This is a genomic window from Microbulbifer marinus, assembly GCF_900107725.1.
GTDB lineage: Bacteria > Pseudomonadota > Gammaproteobacteria > Pseudomonadales > Cellvibrionaceae > Microbulbifer > Microbulbifer marinus.
In genome coordinates this window covers 836,516-860,916 of sequence record NZ_FNQO01000002.1, presented here as the reverse complement: position 1 = coordinate 860,916, position 24,401 = coordinate 836,516, and the positions used below count along the sequence as shown (strand labels likewise).

Genomic DNA, 24,401 nt, shown 5'->3' with positions numbered 1-24,401 from the left:
TTTGATGTTATAGCACTTTAAATTACAGCTGCAACCGCCAATTGCATAGGTATCAGCGCACAATATTCGTATAATTATTCACCTGACCTTATAAAGACGTACACAGAAGCATTTCCATGACCGAAAAAGCCCGCAATCGCCTGCTTTCCCTGCTCTGGCTCGGCCTCGCTGGAGCCGCAGCCGCAGCCATGGCCTTTGCCAGCATATACCTTTATCTGAAGCCAGGCCTGCCATCGGTGGAAAGCCTGCGCGATATACGCCTACAAACGCCGCTGCGGGTCTATTCGCGGGACATGAAGCTGATCGGGGAGTTTGGCGAAAAGAGACGTAACCCCATCACCATTGAACAGACGCCGGAGCAGTTTATCAAGGCCGTACTCGCCGCCGAAGACGCCGGATTCTACTCCCACAACGGGGTTTCCATTAAAGGGTTAATGAGAGCCGCTTCACAATTGGCGCAAACCGGCTCTATCCAGTCCGGTGGCAGCACCCTGACGATGCAGGTGGCGCGCAACTTCTTTCTCAGTCGCGAGCAGCGTTTTGTTCGCAAATTCAATGAGATACTGCTGTCACTGCAGATTGAACAGGAACTGTCCAAGAACGATATCCTCGAGTTGTATCTCAACAAAATCTTCCTCGGCAACCGCGCCTACGGGTTTCAGGCTGCCGCCCACGTGTACTACGGGCGCGATATCAACGAGCTGAACCTGGCCCAGTGGGCGATGATGGCAGGGCTGCCGAAGGCGCCGTCCACCTACAATCCGATCGCCAACCCCACCCGTGCGCTGGTCCGCCGCAACTGGATCCTGAAGCGCATGTTGGACCTGGGCTATATCGACCAGGATGAATACAAGAACTCTATTACGGCCCCGGTCACCGCCAGCTACCACGGTCGCGACCTCGACCTGGATGCCCCCTATATAGCAGAGATGGCGCGCAAGGAGGCCGTAGACCTGTTCGGGGATAGCGCCTATACCGATGGCTACCAGATCATCACCACAGTCGACAGCAAACTGCAGGACGCTGCGCGCAAGGCGCTGCAGCACGGTCTGGAAACTTACGATGCCCGGCACGGCTATCGGGGCCCGGAGCAACGACTTGATCCGCAGCTGCTGCAAGACAGCGACCAGCTGGTCGATCTACTCAACGAAATCCCCGTGCTCGGCGGGCTGGAACCGGCGGTGGTGACCACCGTGGAGCCGAAGAGCCTGCAGGTGCAGCTGCGGGATAGGCGCGTGGTGGAAATCCCTTGGGAGAACGGCCTGGAATCCATCCGCCCCTATCTATCCGAAAACGCCCGCGGACCGCGGCTGCAGTCCGCCGAGGAAATGTTTGCGCCCGGCGACGTGGTGCGCTTGCGCCGCATGGAAATTACAGCCGCCGAGACGGCAGACGCCGCGGCAGGGGCTGTCGGTGACGGCGAGGTACCGGCGCCCGACCCGTTTGCGGATCCGGGCGAAGTGAGCGCCGGGCTCGAAGAGCCTCAGGTGCGTGAAGAGTGGCATCTGGCGCAGGTACCCGCCGCCCAGGGCGCCCTTGTGTCGCTGGCGCCCGAAGACGGCGCCATCCGCGCGCTGGTGGGCGGCTACGACTTCCGCCAGAGTCACTTCAACCGCGTCACCCAGGCGGCGCGCCAGCCCGGCTCCAACTTCAAGCCCTTTATTTACGCCTCAGCGATCGAAAGGGGCTACACCGCGGCCAGCATGATCAATGACGCACCGATCATCTTCGAAGAAACCAACCTGCAGGATGTCTGGCGGCCCGAGAACGACGGTGGCACCTTCCTCGGCCCGACTCGACTGCGGACCGCTCTGTACAAGTCCCGGAACATGGTGTCTATCCGCCTACTGCAGGCCCTGGGCATCGACTATGCGCTTGGCTTTGCCGAGCGCTTCGGCTTCGAGCGCAGCAAACTCGCACGCAACCTGACGATCGCCTTGGGAAGCTCGGCGCTGACGCCACTCGAGATGGTGCGTGGATACGCGGCTTTCGCCAATGGCGGCTATCGCGTCGAGCCCTACCTGGTCGACAAGGTCCTGGACGTAAATGGCGAGGTCGTCTATCAGGCGCTGCCGTTGACCGTTTGCCACGATTGTCCCGAACCCGGCAGCGAATCGGTGGCGCGGGAGCCGCTGGACCTGGAGGACCTGCAGATGGAGGCTAGCGCCATGGAACCCGGCGACGAGCCGGTGGAGCTGCGCACGCTCGCCGTGGGCCCGCTGGATGAAGCCGGGGAGCAGGCACGTCCGCGCGCTCCGCGGGCTATGTCTGCCCAGACCACCTACATCATGGATTCCATTCTGAAGGACGTCATTAAGAAGGGCACCGGCCGCAAGGCGCTGGTTATGAAGCGTGGCGATATCGCTGGCAAAACCGGGACCACCAACGGGCCGCGCGACGCCTGGTTCTCGGGCTACAGCCCGCATCTCGCCACGAGTGCCTGGGTAGGTTTCGACAGCAATGGCGAGCTGGGCAAGAATGAATACGGCGGCTCGGCGGCGCTGCCCATCTGGATCGACTTTATGAGCACCGCGCTGGAGGGACTGCCCGAACGCCACCTGCCGCAACCCGACGATATAGTGACCGTGCGCATCAACCCGCGGACCGGCCTGCGGACTTCTCGCGGCGGCATGTTCGAGATTTTCCGTGCCGACCATGTGCCCGGCCGCGGCACCTACAGCTCTTATCAGCCGGCCTACTCCGACGACAGTGGCGATTCGCCAGCGGAGGAACAGAGCGAATCACTGCCGGAAGAACTGTTCTGATCCTCTTCCGACGCAGATAAAAAAACGGGGCCTACTGGCCCCGTTTTTTTATCTCACTACTGTTGCATGTTGCCGCCGGAGAATTACCGGCGGCTACGGTACTCGAGACAGGCGCGCTCGAGTTCGGACAAATCGGGAATCACCGCTTCCTCACCGGACAGGGCTACATGCATCAGCTCGCCCTGCTGACACTCCTGGTGACGTCCGCTCAGCTCGTCCGGAGTGACCCTCACCAGGCGCGGAGTACCCTGCAACACGAGCGCGAAAAATGGCAGGTCGCCCTCCGGGTTGCCACTGCTGAGAACCGCGATACGGCCAGCTTCACTGGCGGCCGCTAATGGTTGGCCGCGCATGACCTCAAACGACAGCAGCGGCAAACGCTGCTCGCGCCAGTTCAGCTCACCCAGATACCAGGCCGGCGCATCGTAGGCGGCCACCGGTGTCTGCATGGCGATCACTTCCGACAGGGTATCCACCGGAACCAGCAACTGGCCATCCGCCAGCGGCAGTAACAAGCTGCTCACTTCCTGCGGCACATCCACCGGCAGCGCTTCGACTCCACTCATTGCCAATCTCTTTTGCGTTGATTATCCGCTAATAGGTTTCCGGACAAAATTACCGATTGCTAACCACTTACCGCCGATTCGCCGGTGTATTCGTGAATCGCCGCCAACAGCACCTCTTCCTGGTAGGGCTTGCCCAGGTAGTGATTCACGCCGAGCGACATCGCGTGATCGCGGTGTTTTTTACCGGTACGCGAAGTGATCATCACGATCGGTATATCCCGCAGACGACTGCTGGAGCGGATATGGCGCGCCACCTCGAAGCCATCCATGCGCGGCATCTCGATATCGAGCAGAATCAGATCGGGAATGTGATCCTGCAGCTGAATCACCGCGTCCTGCCCATCCTTGGCGGTAGTCACCAGATACCCCTCCCGCTCGAGGAAGCGCGTGGTTACCTTACGTACGGTTACCGAGTCGTCCACCACCATTACCGACAGCTGACGCTCTGCCGGCTCCGGCTGTGCCGCCGGTACAGGCTCCAGTTGCAGCTGCGGTACCTCCGGGCGCGCCAGCTGTGCAGCCTGACGGCGCAACAATGCGTGGGCATCGAGAATCACCACCACCGTGCCGTCACCGGTAACCGTCGCGCCGGAAACGCCCTGCACCGCGGCAAACTGCGGCCCCAGGCTTTTCACGACGATTTCGCGGCTGCCCATGATCGCATCCACCTGTAGTGCCATCGCATGGCCCTCGGAACGTACCAGCAGTACCGGTAGCTGCATGTCCTCGACGCTCAGCTTCGGCCGCGCCTCTGACTGCAGCAGCGTGCCGAAGTAGCTGACCTGGTAGGGTTCGCCGGCGTACTCGAAGCGAGCATCACTGGAGCGGTAATAGTGTTCCAGCTCAAAAGGACTCAGCCGCACGATACCCTCGATAGTGTTGAGGGGCAGAGCGAACAGATCCTCCCCGATCTTCACCATCAGTGCACGGTTGACCGAAACGGTGAACGGCAGGCGCACGACGAATTCAGTACCCCGACCCGCCTGGGAATTGATATGCACGGTACCGCCGATCTGCTTGATTTCGGCGGACACCACGTCCATGCCGACGCCGCGGCCAGAAATCTGCGTCACCGCATCGGCCGTACTGAAACCGGCCTCCAGGATGAACTGCATAATTTCATTGTTGGACAGCTCGGCATCCGGACGCATCAGACCGTTTTCCACGGCCTTCTGACGCACTTTCATCAAATTGATACCGGCGCCGTCATCGCTGATATTGAGGACAACCTCACTGCCCTCACGCGCCAGCGCCACATTGATGCGGCCGCGCTCGGGCTTGCCAGCGGCAACACGCTCCTCGGGCATTTCGATACCATGGTCGACGGCGTTGCGGAGCATATGTTCGAGCGGTGCCACCATGCGCTCGAGCATGGATCGGTCCAGCTCACCCTCCACGTTGGAGAACACCAGATCCACCTGCTTGCCCAGCTCGGCGCTGACCTGCCGCACGATACGGCGCAGGCGCGGTACCAGGCGCGAGAAGGGCACCATGCGGCTACGCATCAGACCTTCCTGAAGCTCGGTATTCACCCGCGACTGCTGCAGCAGCAGAGTTTCCGTATCCCGAGCCTTGTTACCCAGGGTGTTGCGCAGCTCGAGCAGGTCGGACGTGGATTCCAGCAGCGAGCGCGACAGCTGCTGGATGGACGAATAGCGGTCCATTTCGAGCGGGTCAAAGTTGTCATCCTGCTCGGCCAGCTGCTCCTGGCGGAACAGGATCTGGGCCTCGGTCTCCATATCCAGACGACGCAGCTGTTCGTTCAGGCGCGTTAGGGTGGCGTCCATCTCGTCCAGCGCCAGGCCAAACTCACTCACCTGCTCTTCCAGGCGGCCACGGGAGATCGATGTCTCACCGGCGAGGTTTACCAGCTCCTCCAGCAGCTCGGCAGCGACACGCACCATCTCCTGCGGTTGACCGCGCGATGGCGCACCGGACTCGCGCTGGCCAACGCCATTTTTCTTGCGGATGAACGGCAGGACGTTGTTACCGCCTTCCGCTGCGGGCGTCGCCGGCGCGGGTTGCGGCAACTGCGCCGCCGGTGCTTCGACGGCCTCACCGGCTTCCCCAGCCGGCTCGTCTGCGGGCAATTCCGCCTCGAGTTCGGTTAGGGACGCGCTCTGCACAGCCTCCGGCGGCGGCAGGTCGCGGGAGTCGATACCATAGTCCACCGGGCTGGCATCCTCTGCCAGCTGTTCGTCCGCCCAATGGCTGCTGAGCAGTTCGGCAAAGGCATCCAGCTGATCACCGCTCATCCAAGCGCGCACCGTTTCCACACCGCCGGCAATGCGATCGTAAATCGCATGCGCATCGGCAAAAAACTCTGCCGACGGCTGGGCGCTGCCCTGCATACCTTCGATGACTGTCTCAAATCGGTGTGCCACTTCGCCCAGCCCCATCAGGCCAGCCATGCGCGCACCGCCCTTGAAGGTGTGCAGCACGCGCTTCAGGGCTTCCGCTTGACTGCGGTCGTCCGGTGCCTGCTCCCACGCCTGGATCGACTCTTCCAGTTCGTCGGTCAGATCACCGGCTTCCTCCATAAATACTTCGACAACATCCGGATCAATTTCCGCCAGCAGCTTCTGTAGCTCTTTATCAGCCGGAGCAGCTGCTGCGGTCTCTAGATTCTCTGCTGTTGGGGCCCCAACTGAAGCCTCCAGGGTGACCGGCTCTTCGAAGAGCTCAGTGTCAATTCCGGGCGATTGTTCTTCGTGCGCTTCGACCTCAGTGGGTTCGGCGGTGAAGGATTCGAGATCGTCTCGCTGTTCGGTTTTTACCAGGTCATCGAAGCTCAGCTCGCCAAAGTCAGAGTCAGAGTCATTGCTACCAGCGTCTTCCACCGAAGTCTCGTCAGTGGTCGGCAGATCGATGCTATCGATACCCAGCTCAGACCAGTCGTAGTCATCATCGTCGGTCGAGGTACCTTCACCCTGCGCCAGATAGCGCAACGCCTCACCCACCGCCTCACTGACTTCCGGCAGGTCCTGCGTCGCGGCCACCGCATCGATCAGGTCGAGCAACTCGTTGTGCCCCTGCTCCAGCGCGGCCCACAGTGCGGGCTCTTCCTCAAGTTGGCCATCAATAACCTTGCGGTAAACATCGAGGAGCAACTGGGACAGCTCGGTCAGCGTCGGCAGCTGTGCACGGCTCGCCGCCTCCTGCAGTACATCGAGTTCCTCGGCAACCGGAGTCAGCAATGATTTATCACCGGGCCGCGAGCGCCATTGGTTCAGCATCTGATCCGCATCCAGCAGCACCTTCATACCATCGGCCATGATGACCGCGAGCAACTGTGGATCTACCGCCTTGGGCTCATTTGCCTCGCGTTCGCGGATCAGGTGGCCGACAGCGCGCTCCTGTAGCTCAGCCACACGGGCGAGGAACTGTTCCGATTTTTCGATCACCAGCTCCCGGCCGGTGCGGATCTGATGCAGGACTTCGCGCACGTAATCGGCAGCGTCGCTGATCAGCTCATAGATATCGGCATCGATCGGCACCTGATAGGTGCGCAGTTCCTTGGCAAAACGCTCCAAGGGTGCCACCAACTGCGCCACCACGGTAACTTCCGCCATGTGCGCGGAGCCCTTCAGAGTGTGCAACGCCCGGTGCAGCGGATCGGAAGGTACGCCGTATAGTGGCGCAGCTGCGCGCATATCGGCGAGGAACTCTTCAACCGTGTCGAGATGAGTCTCTGCTTCCTGCGCGAAAATTTCCCATAACTGATCGTTGTCGTCAGCTTCGGAGATGGGGTCCGACTCTGCCGCTGACGCTGAATCCGTCGCGGACAGGCTCTGCATATCTGCGGGCACTTCACCGCGGGACAGCTGCTGGGCCCAGCCCTCCAGCTGTGCCGTGCGCTCCGGCTCGGGATCGCCACTGCCAAGGCGGAAGCCCTCAATCATCGACGGCAACTTCTGCCGCACTTGTTCAATCAGTTCCGCGTGCGCGCGCTGTGGCTTGACGGTCTCGTCGATCACGCGGTTGAGCATATTTTCCACGGCCCAGGCCAGCTCGCCGATTTCGAGCGCCTCAACCATGCGGCCAGAACCCTTGAGGGTGTGGAAACCGCGGCGAAATTCTATCAACGCCTCCTGGTTGGCAAAGTTGGCGGCCCATTCGGGGAAATAGTGGCCGATGGTTTCGAGAACCTCGGCGGCTTCTTCGAGGAATATCTCGATGATCTCGTCATCGATCAGGTTGTCATCGTCCTCGGCTACCGCAGCTGCAGGCGCCTCATCAGGGGCGGCTACAGAGGGCGCAGGCTCGACTTCTGCATACGCGCGAACCTCTTCCGCCGCCGGCTCTGCACTCTCTGTGACGGCAAACCAGCGGTCTTCTTCCGTGTCGGCTTCGCTTGGGGACGCCGGTGCCTGTTGTTCCAGCTCAGTGAAATCGCCGTCCAGTGCCGCGGCTTCGTCCGCAGCGCCGGAGTCTTGTTGATGGTCGGCCGGAGCCTCACTGTTGGTCGCCGCGGCTACCAGCGTCTCATCGGTGACTGCGAAGCCCAGGGTCGCGACACTGTCCTCGGCCAGGGCGAGCAGCATGTCCGCATCTTCGATGCCGTCGGCGCGACGCTCGAGATAGTACTCGACGCTGGTGATTGCATCCGCCAGCGTGTCCAGCAGTTTCCATTCCGGCTGCTCGGCAGCATCGATCAGCTGTTCACCGATGTAACGTTTGCAGGCGCCAACGATTTCGCCGGCGCGGCTATAGCCGACCATGTCCAGACCGCCGCAAACTTCCTGCAGCCTCTCCGGCACCCGATTCAGGTAGCTGATATCCCAGTGGCTGGCGATGTATTCGACCACCGCCTCTTTGACCGCCTCCAGGCCCAAGCGCGCCTCACGCAAAACGGTATCGGTTGCGTCGCCCATCAGCGGCTGATCGCTGTCATCCTTTTTGTTGCGCACCATCGTCGACGCCAGCACGGAATCCAGCTGCACCAGATCACCGGCGGCCTGCATCAGGAGATCATCGACGTCGCCGCCGCGAGCAGCATCGCGCAGGCACTCGTAGATAGCGCGGGCGCGGCCGCGTTGATTCTCCAAGCCCAGCACGCCCAGGGTATCGGCCATCCGCTTGGCAATGGCGGCGGTGTCAGACAGCGGCGGCCGTTCACTGCCGGCGGCGCTCGGCTCCAGCGCCTCACGTACCAGCTGCAGCTCCTCGCGCAATGCCGCGACCGCCATGCCCAGTGCTTCGGGCCCCATGGCTAGGGCATCCTCGGTATCGGGGCGGGGGGTGCCGGGCACTGCCTGGTCAAGCGCAAACTGATGGTATAGGGACTTGCAGCGCGGGCCATTGGGACCGGCCAGATATACGTAGAAAAGTAAGTTGCGCACCAGGTCGCGGTCCAATCCCGCATCCAGCACTTTGGCGCCGCGGCCCTGCAGCAGGCGGAATTCCACATCGATCCGGCGCAATAGCTGGCGCAACGCCGGCAGGACACTGATGCGGTGCTCGCCGATAGCCTCGAAGATACCGAGCAGTATCTGCCACAGCGGCTGTCGCGGGCTGCCGCTGTACAGCAGCGTCATTTTTTCGGTCACCTTAACCAGGTACGCGAGACTCTCACCACTGTTAACGTCGCGAATCAGGCCCGCGCCGGCAACGTGATACATCTTGCGCAGCTTGCCCACCAGATCCTGCAGTTTGGCGTTATCGGCGGTCAGCGGCTGACGTTTGCCACTGGCAACCTCCAGCGCAGACAGGTCCGGCGAAAAGAGCGCACCTTCGGTGATCAGGCGCTCGCGGCGCACCGCACGGAGATCATTCAGCAGAGGGAGAAGCAGCACCGCATTGTCGCGGCGCTGGAAGGAAACTTTTTCCAGATACAGCGGCAGCTCCAGCAGAGCGCGCATCAGGAACTCGCGGGTTTCGTCACTATTCTCGACTTCCCCGCCGGCCAGAGCCTGCACCAGCTGCTCCATTTCTTCCGCGAGCATCGCGGCGCCGGTCAGTTCGGCCATGTGCAGACTGCCGTGGACCTGGTGGATCAGCTCCAGACAGGATTGCAGCGGCGCCATGTCCGCAGCGGAATCCGCGGCGAAGGTTTCCAGCAGCTGGCGCGCCTGCGCCAGCGCCTCATTGATTTCGCCCGTTAGCCAGTCCAGGGCCAGGAAGTTCGGATTGTCGTGACTCACGCCAAGTCCTCAGTAATTCAGTCTGTACGCGGGCGCAATGCTCCCGGCGCGAATTGCGGTCCACCGGCACCGGGAGATATTTCGTGCGCCGCCACCTGTCCGGTGCCACGCTGGTCGCACCGGACATCGAATGCTGTTGCGGAGATCAGGCCAGGGCCCGGTCGTCGCGTGCTTCGCGGGTATCGCTTTCTTCACCGTCCAGTAGCGGGAAATCTTCTTCACCCACTTCCGGCAATTCGACATCGTACAGATCGCCACTGTCCTCGACGGTCTCCTCTTCCGGGAGTTTGAAGCCGGCAACGGATTCGCGCAGGGCGTTGGCGGTTTTGGCAAGATTACCAATGGACTGGGCGGTAGCCTGAGTACCAGCGGAAGTCTGCGAGGTAATCTCCTGAATCACGTTCATCGTGTTGGAGATATGGCCCGCGGAAGACGCCTGCTGGCGGGCCGCGTTGGAGATGTTCTGAATCAACGATGCGAGGTTGGTGGATACTGTTTCGATCTCTTCCAGCGCAACACCGGCGTCCTGTGCCAGGCGGGCACCGCGCACCACCTCGGTGGTGGTCTGCTCCATCGAGACAACCGCTTCATTGGTATCCGACTGAATCGCTTTTACCAGGCCCTCAATCTGCTTGGTCGCTGCGGCGGAACGTTCCGCGAGGCGCTGTACCTCGTCCGCAACCACCGCGAAGCCGCGGCCCGCGTCGCCAGCCATGCTCGCCTGAATGGCAGCGTTAAGTGCCAGAATGTTGGTCTGGTCGGCAATGTCGTTAATCAGGCTTACGATGTCACCAATCTCCTGGGAGGATTCACCCAGTCGCTTGATTCGCTTGGAAGTGTCCTGAATCTGCTCGCGGATGGTATCCATGCCCTTGATGGTGTTCTGTACCACCTTGGCACCGTTACTCGCGATCTGTACCGAGCGTTCCGCTACCTGGGCCGATTCAGCGGCGTTGGCGGATACCTGGTCAATGGTCACGGCCATTTCGTTCACGGCCGCGGATGCTCCGGCAATTTCCTGGGCCTGGTGCTCGGATGCCTCGGCCAAATGCAGGGCGGTCTGCTGGGTTTCCTGGGACAGCCCGGATACTTCCTGGGCCGCGCCGTTAATCCGCGATACCAGCACCCGCAGCTGGTCGATGGTGTAGTTGATAGAGTCGGCGATCGCACCGGTGAAGGCCTCGGTTACCGTCGCGGAAGTGGTCAAGTCACCGTCGGCCAGGTCAGCCAGCTCATCCAGCAGCTGCATAATGGCCTGCTGGTTGCGTTCATTGGTATCGGACTCTTCACGCAGGCTGCGGCGAGTACCGGAGAAGGCCGCAATCATCATGCCGAAGATCAACAGTACGAACACACCGGCGATGATGGCAATGGTCTGGTTGTTCGGCTGGCGTTCGCCGGACAGGCTTACGATGCGGTCGTTCAGGGTACTCAAAGATTCCAGAAGCTGTGGCGAGGAAGCGATGATGCCGTCCGCTGCCTGGCGGGTGGCAAACAGTGCCGGAGTAGCTTCGAAGATCTCCCGCACCGAGGAGCTTACAAACTCGAACAGTTCGGTAATTTCGTCCAGGGACTGGCGGGCCTCTTCATCGGTTACGCGGGAGATTCCCATCACCACGTCACCGCTCTTCATGCCCTCTACGACTTTACCGAACAGGCTGGCGTCGGTATTAAACTGGTCGGCAGAAGATTCGGCGTCATCACCGCCCTGCAGCATCTTGTCGATATTCCGGCCGATACGCTCCGCGCGCCACACCTGCAACTGGGCCTGCTCTACCTGGTTGGCCGGGGCGTTGTTGGCCAGCAGGATTTCCACGATGTTGTTGTGCTCGGCCTGCAGCTCCGGCAGCGAATCGTTCAGGGTGCTGGCCACATCGTTCAGGAAGATGATGGAGTCCTTGTTGCCGATAATCGTGTCGGCCTGTTCACGCACCTGCCGCCAGATCTGGCCGTAGGCAGCCAGCTCGGATTCCAATGCCCGGCGGGTGTCCGCATCCGCGCCCTGCAGCTTGTTCCAGGTGCTGGACATCTGGCCGATAACTTTTTCCAGCTCGGCGAATGCCTCTTCGTCACCTGCGGTAGCCGCCGGTGCGTATGACACGACCTGGTAGGATAACGCGCGCAATTCGGCGACCTGCTGCAGGTACTCTTTATCGCGGTCGCCCTGGGTCTGGACCAGGTAGATACTGACAATCAGCCCCGCCAGTGTGGCGAGTACCAGCAGACCCATAAACAACGCTGCAGGGTTACTGCGCAGCGCGGAAAAGGAACTCTGGGAGCCTGTTTTCATAGTTTACTCCTGGCGGACCTGTGCATCAGGCCAATTCTTTTTATTACCACTTAAATTAACGCTTAGCCCGAGCCGGCCCTCACCACCAATGTGCGACTAAGCACACTGTCTGCGGACGACCCGGAGTTTTTCCCCGGGGAAAACCAGAATGCCGCACCCCATCAATGGGCCGCGGCATCCATAAACTGAAAATCGCTGATCAACGCCTGTATATCGAACACCAGCCAGCGATCCTGCTGTAATGCAAACTGGCCGCTCACCATCGGCGCAAAGGGCTCCGACAGATCGCCGGGCGCCTCCCTGGCAAACTCGAGCGCCAAATGCTGCATGCCGTGCAGCTCGTCAACAATCAAACCGGCATAGATTTTCTCATGTTCGACCACCAGCACTCGTCGACGCTGGCGTGGGCCGCTGAGCTGACCTCCAAAGAAAACGGCCAGATCGAACAGCGGCAGCAGGCGGCCACGCACATTGGCCACGCCGCGCACCCAAGGCTGAGCGCCGGGAATGAACGTATACTGGGGTACCTCAAGCAGTTCCACCACGTCGTCCATCGAGGCGACAAAGCGGTGGCCCAACAGGGAAAAACCGATTCCAGTCCAGTAAGGCTTTACCTCCTGACGACCGGGCAGGCCTGCGGCCTGCGCCTTGGCACGCCTGGCAATATCAACCAGTGCGAGATAGGGGCTCTGTGACTGCACTCGTCTGCGTTGGCCGCTAGGCCAACACCTCCTCGATGGCGCTCAGCAACTTACCTTCCTCTACCGGCTTGGTCAGATAGGCACGAGCGCCCTGGCGCATACCCCAGACGCGATCGGTATCCTGGTCCTTGGTGGTGACCATGATGATCGGGATTCCGGCGGTATTGCCATCCTTGCTCAGCTGGCGGGTAGCCTGGAAGCCATTCAGCCCCGGCATCACGATATCCATCAGGATCACGTCGGGGCGCTGTTCGCGCGCGACATCCACTCCATTCTCACCATTGGTAGCCGAGATAACGGCGTGACCATTTTTCTCCAGAATCGTGGTCAACTTGTGTGTTTCCGTTGGAGAGTCGTCGACGATTAATACTCTTGCCATTTGTCCCCCGCGACATTTTCTCGTTCGCTACAGCTCCGGCAATAACAGCGCTGTAGCGGTTTGTTGTCGTTTCTAGCGAGCGGCAATCACTCACTTACTCTTAGTTGCTTCTCCCGCCAGCCGACCCCAGAGGGTAAGTGGACGGGACTTCTGTTTTTTGTCACCGCGACCGGTGACTAAGGCCAGACTATGCCCGTGCAGCCCCAGCAGAAACTCTGCTTACCACTCAAGCCGCATGATGGGGCTTGGCATGCGCAGAAATTGCGCCCAACAATTCGCTCTTGCTAAAAGGCTTGGTCAAATATTGATCACAACCAACGACGCGCCCCTTCGCCTTATCGAAGAGACCATCCTTGCTCGACAACATAACGACCGGCGTCGAGCGGAATTCACTGTTGTTTTTGATCAGCGCACAGGTCTGGTAACCGTCCAGGCGCGGCATCATGATGTCGACAAAAATAATGTCCGGACGAGAGTCGGCAATTTTTGCCAGCGCATCGAAACCGTCAGTCGCGGTGACAACCGTGCAACCTGCCTTTTGCAGCAGCGTCTCGGCGGTGCGACGAATCGTCTTGCTATCGTCGATCACCATCACCGTCAGGCTTTCCCAGTTGAGCTCCATAGTGATATTGAATCCCCTGATTACTTATTTTCGGGCACACCTGAAAGTGCTGTCATTAGTGCCCTTTGTTCAACCACTTGCAGGGTCTGGACGCCTCGGCTGGCCAAGGTCGCACATAGGAAGGAACTTTTATCACAGAACCCACAGTGAATCTACCAAAGGCGGTGGGAATACGGCGACACAGTACATTTTATCACCAGTTCTTTTCGAGGCTGGCAACAGGTGCCGTTAGACAGTTGCACCGGCGGCGGGCTGCTCTTACCTTATCTACCGCGATCTGCTCGATAAACCACCGCACGCCCGACAAGTCGCAGCACGTGATCGCGAATTTCCAACCAGTACGGATACCTTTATGAGTTACTCCCTCGGTGTGGTGATGGACCCCATCGCCAACATTCAATTTAAAAAGGATACAACGCTGGCGATGCTGCAAGCCGCGCAACGCAGTGGTTTTCAGCTGTTCTACTTTGAACAGGGCGACCTGTATCTGGACAGCGGCCGCGCCATGGGACGTGGCCGCCCGCTGCAGGTTTTTGACAACCCGGAGCGCTGGTTCGAGGTGGGAGAGGTGGCAGAATTGCCACTCGGCGAACTCGACACCATCCTAATGCGGGTGGACCCGCCGTTCGACAACGAGTACGTCTACTCGACCTATATACTCGAGGCCGCAGAGCGCGAAGGCGCGCTGGTGGTGAACAAGCCGCAAGCACTGCGCGACTGCAACGAGAAAATCTTTGCCACCGCCTTCCCGCAGTGCTGCCCACCGCTGATCGTCAGCCGCGACATGCAGAAGCTGCGCGAGTTTCACTTCCAGCACCGGGATGTCATTTTCAAACCGCTCGACGGCATGGGTGGCAGCGGCGTGTTCCACTGCAAACCGGACGGCGCCAACCTGGGCGCGATCCTGGAGATGCTCACCGAGCACGGCCGCAAGCAGATCATGGGGCAGCGCTATATTCCGGAGATCAAGAACGGCGACAAGCGCATTCTCGTGGTAGATGGGGAAGCGGTACCCTATTGTCTCGCACGCATCCCCGAGGCCGGCGAGACCCGCGGCAACCTGGCCGCCGGTGGCCGGGGAGAGGCGCGCCCGCTGACCGACCGCGACCGCTGGATTGTCGAACAGGTTGCACCGGCACTGAAAGAGCGGGGCCTCCTGTTCGTCGGCCTGGACGTCATCGGTGAATATCTGACCGAAATTAACGTCACCAGCCCCACCTGTGTACGCGAGATCGACGCCGCATTCGGCACCGATATTGGCGGCCAACTGATGAGCGCCATCACAGACCGACTGGCGCAAAAAGGGTAAACTGGGCGGCCGCAGTCAGCGGGCTGAGCGGAACATAAGCAGTAGTCACAAATAACGAACAATGAATTCCACCGCCAACACCACGCAGCTCCAGGCCGCCCAGCACGATCGCTTCGTGTTCGCCCTGTTTCTCGCCTGCGCCTTCCACGCGCTGGTGATTTTCGGTGTCGCCTTTGCGGCCCCCGAAGGGCGACAGGCGCCGCCGACACTGGAGGTGACACTGGCGCAACACCACACCGCCCAGGCCCCCGAAGACGCCGACTACCTGGCCCAGCACAACCAGCAGGCCAGCGGCACCGCCGAAACCCCGAAAGAACTGTCCAGTAATCGCCGTGCGGAAATTGCCGATACGGTGATCCGCGACGTGAATCCGCTGCCACAACAGCAGACAGCGCGCCCGGCGGAGCAACGGCGCCAGCTGGTGACGACCATTGGCGACAGCCCGCAGCGGGCTCCGGAATTGCCCGCCGAGGACAAGCCGTCGGAGGAAAAGCGCGGCGACGCCCCCAACGATCTACCGATGACCAATCCGGAAATTGCCAGCCTGCAGGCGCGGCTGGACAAGATCCGCCAGACGATCGCCCAGCGCCCGCGCGTGCGGCGGCTGACTTCGGTGGCAACCAAGGCCTCCGCCGATGCCGCCTACCTGCACGACTGGCGCCAGAAGGTCGAGGCGGTGGGCAACGAAAACTTTCCCGAAGAGGCTCTGCAGCGCCAAATCACCGGCAGTCTGCGCATGATGGTGCGGCTGCTGCCCACCGGCGCGGTGGAAGAAGTGGTCATCCTGGAATCCTCCGGCGAGCGCGTCCTCGATGACGCCGCACAGCAAATCGTGCGCCTGGCCGCGCCCTTCGCCCCCTTCCCGGCGGAAATCCGCAAGGAAGCCGATCGACTGGAAATCATCCGCACCTGGCGCTTCGAGATGACCGGCTTTTCCACCGCCGCCGGAGAGACGCCCAAGCGCGGCTAAACTTTCCATTCTGCGCCCGCAACCCGATTACACTGACCCTATGCACAACAGTAACATCGACAGCGACCTGACCCACGGCAGCCTGCGCGGCCAGTTTCTGCTGGCCATGCCCGGCATGGGGGATCCGCGCTTCAAGCAGACCATCGCCTTCATGGTCGAGCATACCGGGGAAGGCGCCATGGGCATTGTCATCAATACGCCGAGCAAGGTGCACTGGAAGGAAGTGTTCGAACAGCTATCGCTGGATGACGCCAGCCTGCGCGGCGACGAGACGGTACTGCTGGGCGGGCCCATGTCGCCGGAACAGGGGTTCGTCCTGCACGGTGCCGGCGTACAGTTTGACTCGACGGTGGAGGTGAATACCGATATCAGCCTCACCGCCTCGAAAGACATTCTCGAATCGCTGGCCGCCGGTCGCGGCCCCGACGACGTACTGCTGGCACTCGGCTACGCCGGCTGGGGGCCGGGACAGCTGGAGCAGGAACTGGTAGAAAACGCCTGGCTAACCCTGCCGGCGGAGCCTGAAATTCTGTTCGCCACCCCCTGGCAAAAGCGCTGGCACACGGCCGCGGCGCGGCACGGTATCGACCTGGCCGGTATCGGCTCCCAGTCCGGCCACGCCTGAGCTCGCCATGGACAAGCCCGTCACCGCCCTCGCTTTCGACTTCGGCACCCGCTCCATCGGCGTCGCTTTCGGCCAGAGCCTGACCGGCACTGCGCGGGAGCTGCCACCGCTGCCCGCCAGAGACGGTAAGCCTGACTGGGACCAGCTGCAGCGCCTGATCGACGAATGGCAGCCGCAATTTCTGCTGGTCGGCCTGCCCCTGAATATGGACGGCAGCGACAGCGAGTTCGGCGCCCGCGCGCGCAAGTTCGGCCAGCGCCTGCACGGCCGCACCGGCCTGCCGGTCGAATATGTGGATGAGCGGCTCAGCACCCGCGCCGCCAAGGAGGAGGCCCTCGAACGCGGCCACAAGGGCAACTATGCCCGCGATCCGGTCGATTCCATCGCGGCACGCATCATTCTCGAGGACTGGCTGCGTTCACGTTAGGGGCTACATCCGTCACGCGCACGCGCCGGTCTGATAGAATTGCTCACCCATTTGCCAACCGATCTAGCTGTATGCCCATTACACGCATCCGCATCGCCACCCGCGAGAGTGCCCTGGCGCTCTGGCAGGCCAACTACGTCAAGGACCGCCTGCAGCAGGAACACCCGGAACTGAAGGTGGAACTGCTGCCGCTGACCAGCCGCGGCGACCAGCTGCTCAATATCCCGCTGGCCAAGGTCGGCGGCAAGGGCCTGTTCGTCAAGGAACTGGAGGTGGCCATGCTCGAGGAGCGCGCGGATATCGCCGTGCACTCGATGAAAGATGTGCCGATGGAATTCCCGGACGGCCTGCACCTGTCGGTGATCTGTGAACGGGAAGACCCGCGCGACGCCTTTGTGAGCAATCACTACGCCAGCATCGACGAACTGCCGCAGGGCGCGGTGGTCGGCACCTCCAGCCTGCGGCGCCAGTGCCAGATTCTCGCGCGCCGGCCGGACCTGGAAGTGAAATTCCTGCGTGGCAATGTCAACACGCGGCTGGCCAAGCTCGACGCCGGCGAGTTCGACGCGATCATCCTCGCCGCGGCCGGACTGCTGCGCCTGGAAATGCGCGAACGCATCCGCGACTTCCTGCCACCGGAAATCCTGCTGCCCGCCGGCGGCCAGGGTGCGGTGGGGATCGAGTGTCGCCGCGACGGCGAACTGGAAGCCCTGCTGCAACCGCTGCACTGTGCTGACACCGCCGCCCGCCTGGTGGCGGAGCGCGCGGTAGTCAAACGCCTGAACGGCAGCTGCCAGGTACCGATCGGCTGCTACGCCGAACTGAACCAAGGCGAGCTGTGGCTGCGCGGACTGGTGGGCAGCCCCGACGGCGAGACGCTGGTGCGCGCAGAAAGCCGTGGCGCAGCCGCGGACGGCGAAGCGCTGGGCACCGCACTCGCAGAGGAGCTGCTGTCCGCCGGCGCCGACAAGATCCTCGCCGCACTCTGAGCCCCGGCTATCCATGGAAGGCTCTTTGCGCGGCAAGCAGATACTGGTTACCAGACCGGCGCATCAATGCGACAGCTGGTGCCAACTGCTGCAGGCCGCCGGCGCCCGGGCGGATATTGTCCCGATGCTGGCGATAGAGCCGATCGACAGCGGCGCGCAATTGCAGACGATCAAAAACCAGATCCTCGATTTCGATCAGTTCGATCACGCGATCTTCGTATCGCAGAACGCGGTGCGCATCGGCTGCGACTGGCTGGAGGACTACTGGCCGCAGCTACCGCAGGGCCCGCGCTACTATGCCATCGGCGCCGCTACCGCGCGCGCCTTGCGCGAACGCGGCATCGAGTGCGCGAGTGATGGCGACAGCATGGATTCCGAAGCCCTGCTGGCACTGCCGCCACTGCAACAGGTGGCCGGCCAGCGCATTGTGATTTTTCGCGGCAGTGGCGGGCGCACGCTGATTGGCGACACCCTGCGCGAGCGCGGCGGCCGGGTCGAATACTGCGAACTTTACCGCCGCGCCCTGCCTGCCGATGCCGTCGACAGTCTCGCCGGCTACGGCGCCCAGCCGGATGCGATTACCGTGCACAGCGGCGAGACGCTCGCCAACCTGGCCAGCTGTATTCGCGCCAGCGCCAGCGAGCGACTGTTCAGCGCACTGATCATCTGTCCCAGTCAGCGCGTCGCCGAGCAGGCCCGCGTCCTCGGCTTCCGCCGCTGCCATGTCGCCCGCAACGCCGGTGACGCCGCCATGCTGGAGGCGCTGCAGGCGTCCCTCGGCTAGGCTGGGAAGCAGTTTATTCGCCCGAAAAGAGCAAAAAATTTTAAAAGAGCGCCACACGTCGTATAAAGCGTGCCGTCTCTCGCTATAATTTGACGACAATTTCTACCTCTGCGCCGCCATACCCATGACTGACGATAAATCCAAAGACGCCGCAAAATCCCAGCAACCAGCCAAGGCCACCGACAAGGCGGAAAGCAAAAGCAATTTCGCCAAGGCGGCACAGGACAAGAAGAGCGGCGGCAAAGGCGGGAAAGACGACGCGACGCAGGCCAAGGGCGGCAAGGGCTGGCTGTGGCTGCTGCTGGCTGCCGCGGTATTGGGCGGCCTCGGCAGCTGGGCCTGGTTTAACTGGCCGCAGCTGCAGGCCAAACTGGATGGCAAGCTGGACTTTCTCACTTCCCGCGATGGCGCCGACGCAAAGCCGGCATCCGCAGAGACTGAGCAGGCACCGGAAGCAGTCGTGATTGAAGCGGTACCCGAGCCGCAGCAGGCCACCCCGCCAGTGCCGCAACCCGGCCTGCCCGATGCCGAATCGGCGACAACGATCGCTGCGCTGCAACAGGCCAATGAGGTCCTGCGCACCCAGGTACAGCAATTGGGACAGGGCCTTGCACAGGTGCAGCAACAGCTCGCCACGCTGCAGCGCAATGTCACCGCCCAGGGCAGCCGCCTCAGCGCACTCGGCAATGTCAGCCGTGACGACTGGCAGCTGGCCGAGGCCGATTACCTGCTGCGCCTCGCCAACCAGCGCCTGATGCTGGAGGGCGACAGTCGCGCCGCACTCGGCCTGCTGGAAGAAGTCGACAGCATCCTGCGCCGGGTGGATATGCCCGACCTCTACGGCGTACGCCAGCAACTGGCCCGCGATATCACTGCGCTGAAGCTGGTGGAGAATATCGATCGCGAGGGCCTGTACCTGCGCCTCGGCGCACTGGAAGAGCAATTGATCCGGGTCAGCATCCAACCGCAGTTCGATCTTGCCACCCGCGACCCTGCCGCAGTCCAGGCCGAGCCGGAGCCCGCTGACGAACCGGCATGGGAACGCAGCTGGCACAACTTCACGCAATTTATGCGCGACTCGGTACGCATCCGCGATGGCGACATCGACCCGGTACTGCTGTCACCGCAGAGTGAAGCGCGGTTCCGTCAGAACCTGCGCCTGAATATGGAACAGGCACAGCTGGCGCTGCTGCGCGGTGACAGCACCGTCTACAAAGATGCATTGAACAATGCGCGCCAGCTGTTGCTGGATTACGGTATCGCCAGTCACCAGCGTGACGTACTGCTGCGCGAACTGGAGGAACTGAGCAAAGAGCCCATCAAGGCGGACCTGCCGAGCCTGGCCGCGTCGCAGAGCGCGCTACACGACTATATCGAACAACTGCATAAAACCTCCGGACCGGGCGCCGATGCGTCGGGCGCCGACGCGCCGGGAGGCGACAGCCAGTGAAGCGTTTCCTGTTTAGTGCCCTGGCACTGCTGCTGTTCGGCGCCTTCCTGGTCGAAGCGATCCGCAGCTATCCCGGTTACATGATGGTGATGATCGGTGGCGACGTCGACAAGCGCATCGAGCTGAACCTGTGGGTGGCGGTAATCGCACTGGTACTGGGTGTCCTCGCACTGTTTTTCGCCCTGTATCTGCTGCGCAGCTTCCTGCGCGGAATCGGTGGCAGTGTCAGCCGTATCCGCTTTGGCCGCCAGCGGGTCGCGCGCCGACGACTGACCAACGGGTTGGTAGAATTTATGGAGGGGAACTGGGCGCGCGCGCGGCGCCAGCTGCTGAAGAGTGCGCCCCGTTCCGAGGCGCCGCTGATCAATTACCTTGCCGCCGCGCGCAGCGCCTTCGAACTCGGCTATCGCGACGAGGCCAATGAACTCCTCGCCAAGGCGGAGGCCTGCGGCGACGACACCCGGCTCGCCGTCGCGCTCAGCCAGGCGCGCATGCAGCTTCTGGACAAGCACTACGAGCAGTGTATTGCCAGCCTCGAACGCGCCAAACAGGTGGAGCCGAAGCACCCGGCACTGCTGCAGCTGCTGAGGCAGGCCTACTATCGCCTCGGCGACTGGAACGGCCTGCGCGAGTTGCTGCCGGAGTTGGAGAAGCACGCCAATATGCGTGAAGAGGAGCTGCAGCAGCTGGAGCTGGAGGTCTACCAACACCAGCTGATAGACGCCACCAATCGCCGCGACAAAGAAAAACTGCGCGAGACCTGGCAGGGGCTCAGCGGCCGCTGGCAGCGCAATATGGAGCTGCGCGGTCTCTATGCACAGCAACTGCACCTGATCGGCGATGACGTCGAGGCAGAAAAACACCTGCGCTGGCTGCTCAACCGTGAATGGCGTGCAGACTTCGCCCGACTGTACGGCTGCCTGACCGGCGCCGATGCCGCGACACAACTCACCGTCGCCGAAGGCTGGCTCAAGGAATACGGTGAGAACGCCGACCTGCTGACCTGTCTCGGCCGCCTGTGCATGCGCAACGAACTCTGGGGCAAGGCCCAGCAGTATTTCGAAAAGAGCCTGCTGTTGCGCTCAGATCCGGCCACCTCCGCCGAACTGGCGCGGCTGCTGCACGCGCTCGGGGAAACCGAAGAGGCCGCGAAACTGTACAAGGAAGGTTTGATACAGGCCGTAGCCGACCTGCCGCAGTTGCCAGTGCCCGGCCAGGAAGCGCCGCTAATCGGCATGCCGGCGTCCGGCGAGCGAACCAAGTCCGGTGGGATTTTTTAACCGCTGCAGACCGGTTGCCGAGACAACTTAAAAGCCGGCCGCGATGCACCGCTCTCTTTTGACGGCGCGCCCCTCCTGGCCACGGGCATCTCCTGTCACAGTTACACGAGCGAGGTGACCATGCACGCAATATGCCGACTGCTCACAGTCAGTGCCCTGCTGGTTAGCATTTCCATTGCGGCTGGCGCCACAGCAGCCGTCCAGCCGCTGGATGCAAAATTGAGCGGCTACGCATATCCCTATCCCGTCACTATGTTTCCGCTGCAAGCCCAACAGCAACAGCTCACGATGGCCTACATGGATGTAGCAGCGAACGCAGATTCCACCCCGCGCGGTACCGTACTGCTGCTGCACGGCAAAAATTTTTCCGGCGCCTACTGGCGCGACACCATCGCCACACTGACGGAGCAGGGCTATCGCGTCATAGCGCCGGACCAGATTGGCTTCGGCAAATCCAGCAAGCCATTGCGCTTTCAATACAGCCTGCATGCGCTGGCCAGTCACACCCACGCATTGCTGGAAAATCTCGATGTCGACAAGGTAGCAGTCGTCGGCCACTCGATGGGCGGCATGCTCGCCACCCGCTATGCGCTGATGTACCCGCAACAGGTGCAGAAGCTGGTACTCGTCAATCCAATCGGGCTGGAGGACTGGAAGCGCCACGTGCCCTACCTGCCACTGGAACAGGCCATCGCCAATGAAAACGCGCAGACATCGGAGAAGATCAAGCGCTACATGACCAAGGCCTATTTCGATGGCGAGTGGCAGGAAAAATACGATCCGCTGCTGGATATCCAGGCGGGTTGGACCCTCGGCCCGGATGCACAGCATATGGCGGTAATCGACGCGCTGACTGCGGACATGATTTTCACCCAGCCGGTGGTCTATGAGTTTGCGGATGTGGCTGTACCGACCCTGCTGATCATCGGCATCCGCGATCGCACCGCCATCGGTCGCGACCGCGCGCCCGCCGCGATCAGGGAAAAGCTGGGCCGCTATGATCAGCTGGGCAGGCAGGCGGCAGCGGCAATTCCCGATGCCAAGCTGGTGGAGCTGGAAGGCATAGGCCACGTGCCGCAGTTCGAAGCCTTCGATCTCTATAGTTCCGCACTGATCAGATTCCTGCAGAACTAGTTGTCCTAAAGCGCACCCCGAAAAATGGGGCGCCCGCAGCGGTCGTTAATATCGACCGTTTGCTATGCCCACAGCCGCATGCCGATTACGCCGTGGCCGAGCAGGTACAGCGCCACCAACAGATTGAGCACGATCAGCAGTGTCGCGTGGTATTTCACCAGGCGGTTCATGCCATGGTTTCTATGGCGGAACCAGACGCGCAGACTCCACAGGGCACTGAGAAGAAATGCCAGCGTGCCGACAAATACCATCAGGGAGGGAATACTGACGCGCCCCGCCAGCACAAACGGTATCGGACCGCCGGCGGCGAGTTTCGCCCCCAACAGCGCAACGAGCATCGCGACCACTGTCAGTAATGGCCAGACGCGCAGCGTCAGCTGCGCACCCCGCTCGATCCTGCCGAACAGGTAGCGCGGCAACCAGACCAGCATAAATAACAACGCGATCGCCGCGCTGACCGCCCAGAGCAGAGTGACCAGCAGCGGTGCGTAGGCGCTGAACGCGCCGGTGCGCTTCAATGTCTGCGGGCCGTAGTGCAGCACCTCGCCATCCAGCGGACCCTCGACTTTGACCAGCGCGATTTTCCCGGTGGTGTTCTGCTTGAAAGTTATCCCGGCACCGCCGAGCAACTGGCGCGGCGGCGCGCCCACCAGCGGCCGGATGGTCGCGCGCTGCGAATTGACGCTCAGCTGCCAGGGCACGAGATCGGTCAGAAATGCCGTCGCCTCGCTCACGGGACTGGCGACCCGGTAGTAACCGCTGAGGGACTGATCTGCCTCGGTAAAAGCGCGTTCGGAGTTCACGCTCGGGGGTGCCGTATCCCGGGTAACGTAGTCGGCAATCAACCGGTGGATTTCTGTTACCGCCGGACCATTGCTGTTGGCCATCACCACATGGGCGACACCGAGCTCGGGCTGATAGGCGAGAATGGCGCTGGCCCCGGGCAGACTGCCCTCGTGACCGTGGAATACAACTCCATTGTGGTGGAACACATTGTTACCCAGCCCCCAGGAGAGCTGCAGCCCCGCCTGCGCTGCCAGTGTGTGCTGCGGGCGTTCGGTCGCCGCAATAGCGCTCGCAGAAAGCACGCGGCGATCCCCGAGGGCGCCGCGTTGCAGCAGCATCCGCGCCAGACTGTTCATGTCCCGCAGGCTGCTGTGCAGTCCGCCGGCAGCGCGGTTGTTCAGGTGCCAATAGGGCAGCGCCTGTGCGCCGCGGTACAGTGTCGCCGCGTGACTGCGGTAGTCGTCTGAATAGAAATAGCCGCTGTCGCCCATCTGCAGCGGATCAAAGAAATTTCGCTGGATGTATTCCTCGTACGGCAGGCCGGCAACCTTCTCGACGACATAGGCGGCCACCAGCGGCCCCGTATTGTTGTATGCGGTACGGGTACCCGGTGCCCAGCGCGAAGTGCGCGAGTGGGGATGTATCGCCAGAGCCTCGCGGATACTGATTGGCTTGCCGGGCCGCCCCACCTGTTCAACAAAGTGCGGGGCATCCCAGCCGGAGCTGTGGTTCAACAGGTGAACCAGGCGCAGCGGATAGGTTTCCTCCCACGGGTTGTCGTACTCAATTTCCGGAGCCAGATCACTCAGCTTGTCATTCAGGCTGAGCCTGCCGTCCTCCTGCAGTTTCATCACGGCCAGGCCAACCAGCAGCTTGGAGATGGATCCGACGCGGAAGCGGGTCTGATCAATGACCGGCTTGTTCGCCGCAATGTCAGCCTTGCCACTGGTGTGTGTCCACGCTTCACCGCTTGGCAGTAACAGTGCTACCGCCACGCCCGGTACACGCGTCGTTGCGCGCACCTGGTCGATGGCTTCACCGAGCTGCTGCAGGTCTTCGATTGGTGGTGATGGCGGATTCTGGGCCGCGTGTACAGCCGCGTTCACCAGTAGTAGAAAACTAAAAAACGAAATGATCCGGCGCATCTGTCCATTCCCCTTGTTGTGGTTTAATGGCCAAGG

Annotated in this window: 17 protein-coding genes; 10 read left to right on the top strand and 7 right to left on the bottom strand. The window is 61.8% G+C overall.

Annotated elements, in window-relative coordinates:
* Nucleotides 1-116 precede the first annotated feature (116 nt).
* Nucleotides 117-2,765, top strand: a complete 2,649-nt coding sequence (locus BLW36_RS11705; RefSeq protein WP_091388461.1) for a penicillin-binding protein 1A — start codon at nucleotides 117-119, stop codon at nucleotides 2,763-2,765.
* 83 nt (nucleotides 2,766-2,848) lie between these two features.
* Here BLW36_RS11705 and BLW36_RS11700 read toward each other — a convergent pair whose 3' ends face one another.
* The 6 genes from BLW36_RS11700 to pilG form a co-directional block, all read right to left on the bottom strand.
* On the bottom strand, nucleotides 2,849-3,331 hold the full coding sequence (locus tag BLW36_RS11700) for a chemotaxis protein CheW (protein ID WP_091388459.1): 483 nt from the start codon (nucleotides 3,329-3,331) through the stop codon (nucleotides 2,849-2,851).
* 59 nt (nucleotides 3,332-3,390) lie between these two features.
* On the bottom strand, nucleotides 3,391-9,474 hold the full coding sequence (locus BLW36_RS11695) for an Hpt domain-containing protein (protein ID WP_244506222.1): 6,084 nt from the start codon (nucleotides 9,472-9,474) through the stop codon (nucleotides 3,391-3,393).
* 145 nt (nucleotides 9,475-9,619) lie between these two features.
* On the bottom strand, nucleotides 9,620-11,764 hold the full coding sequence (locus tag BLW36_RS11690; protein ID WP_091388458.1) for a methyl-accepting chemotaxis protein: 2,145 nt from the start codon (nucleotides 11,762-11,764) through the stop codon (nucleotides 9,620-9,622).
* Nucleotides 11,765-11,925: 161 nt separating this feature from the next.
* Nucleotides 11,926-12,465 (bottom strand): chemotaxis protein CheW, encoded by a 540-nt coding sequence (locus BLW36_RS11685; RefSeq protein WP_091388456.1) that lies wholly within the window; start codon nucleotides 12,463-12,465, stop codon nucleotides 11,926-11,928.
* Nucleotides 12,466-12,481: 16 nt separating this feature from the next.
* Nucleotides 12,482-12,844, bottom strand: a complete 363-nt coding sequence (gene pilH, locus BLW36_RS11680; protein ID WP_091388454.1) for a twitching motility response regulator PilH — start codon at nucleotides 12,842-12,844, stop codon at nucleotides 12,482-12,484.
* A 226-nt stretch (nucleotides 12,845-13,070) separates the two neighbouring features.
* A complete protein-coding gene (pilG, locus tag BLW36_RS11675) occupies nucleotides 13,071-13,466 on the bottom strand; it encodes a twitching motility response regulator PilG (RefSeq protein ID WP_067084389.1) in 396 nt (131 codons plus the stop codon).
* Nucleotides 13,467-13,818: 352 nt separating this feature from the next.
* On the opposite strand from pilG, the gene gshB reads away from it, so the two are divergent.
* The 9 genes from gshB to BLW36_RS11630 all read left to right on the top strand — a co-directional run bounded on the left by gshB (nucleotide 13,819) and on the right by BLW36_RS11630 (nucleotide 22,434).
* Nucleotides 13,819-14,775, top strand: a complete 957-nt coding sequence (gene gshB / locus BLW36_RS11670; RefSeq protein WP_091388452.1) for a glutathione synthase — start codon at nucleotides 13,819-13,821, stop codon at nucleotides 14,773-14,775.
* 61 nt (nucleotides 14,776-14,836) lie between these two features.
* Nucleotides 14,837-15,745, top strand: coding sequence for an energy transducer TonB (locus tag BLW36_RS11665; RefSeq protein ID WP_091388450.1), 909 nt, complete (start codon nucleotides 14,837-14,839; stop codon nucleotides 15,743-15,745).
* Between the two features lie 40 nt (nucleotides 15,746-15,785).
* Nucleotides 15,786-16,370, top strand: coding sequence for a YqgE/AlgH family protein (locus tag BLW36_RS11660; RefSeq protein ID WP_091388448.1), 585 nt, complete (start codon nucleotides 15,786-15,788; stop codon nucleotides 16,368-16,370).
* A 7-nt stretch (nucleotides 16,371-16,377) separates the two neighbouring features.
* Nucleotides 16,378-16,797, top strand: coding sequence for a Holliday junction resolvase RuvX (gene ruvX, locus BLW36_RS11655; RefSeq protein ID WP_091388446.1), 420 nt, complete (start codon nucleotides 16,378-16,380; stop codon nucleotides 16,795-16,797).
* Between the two features lie 71 nt (nucleotides 16,798-16,868).
* On the top strand, nucleotides 16,869-17,786 hold the full coding sequence (gene hemC, locus BLW36_RS11650; RefSeq protein ID WP_091388443.1) for a hydroxymethylbilane synthase: 918 nt from the start codon (nucleotides 16,869-16,871) through the stop codon (nucleotides 17,784-17,786).
* Between the two features lie 13 nt (nucleotides 17,787-17,799).
* Nucleotides 17,800-18,570, top strand: coding sequence for a uroporphyrinogen-III synthase (locus BLW36_RS11645; RefSeq protein WP_091388440.1), 771 nt, complete (start codon nucleotides 17,800-17,802; stop codon nucleotides 18,568-18,570).
* 124 nt (nucleotides 18,571-18,694) lie between these two features.
* The gene (locus tag BLW36_RS11640; protein ID WP_091388438.1) at nucleotides 18,695-20,020 is read left to right on the top strand and encodes a uroporphyrinogen-III C-methyltransferase; all 1,326 of its coding nucleotides are present in this window, start codon (nucleotides 18,695-18,697) and stop codon (nucleotides 20,018-20,020) included.
* Nucleotides 20,017-21,300 (top strand): heme biosynthesis HemY N-terminal domain-containing protein, encoded by a 1,284-nt coding sequence (locus BLW36_RS11635; protein ID WP_091388436.1) that lies wholly within the window; start codon nucleotides 20,017-20,019, stop codon nucleotides 21,298-21,300. The genes BLW36_RS11640 and BLW36_RS11635 overlap by 4 nt, the downstream gene beginning before the upstream one ends.
* 120 nt (nucleotides 21,301-21,420) lie before the next feature.
* Nucleotides 21,421-22,434 carry an alpha/beta fold hydrolase gene (locus tag BLW36_RS11630; protein WP_091388434.1) on the top strand — a complete coding sequence of 338 codons (1,014 nt, stop codon included), beginning with the start codon at nucleotides 21,421-21,423 and terminating at the stop codon, nucleotides 22,432-22,434.
* A 62-nt stretch (nucleotides 22,435-22,496) separates the two neighbouring features.
* Here the strand turns inward: BLW36_RS11630 and BLW36_RS11625 are convergent, their stop codons facing one another.
* Complete coding sequence (locus BLW36_RS11625; protein WP_091388432.1) at nucleotides 22,497-24,365, bottom strand: serine hydrolase domain-containing protein; 1,869 nt, start codon at nucleotides 24,363-24,365, stop codon at nucleotides 22,497-22,499.
* Between the last annotated feature and the right edge of the window lie 36 nt (nucleotides 24,366-24,401).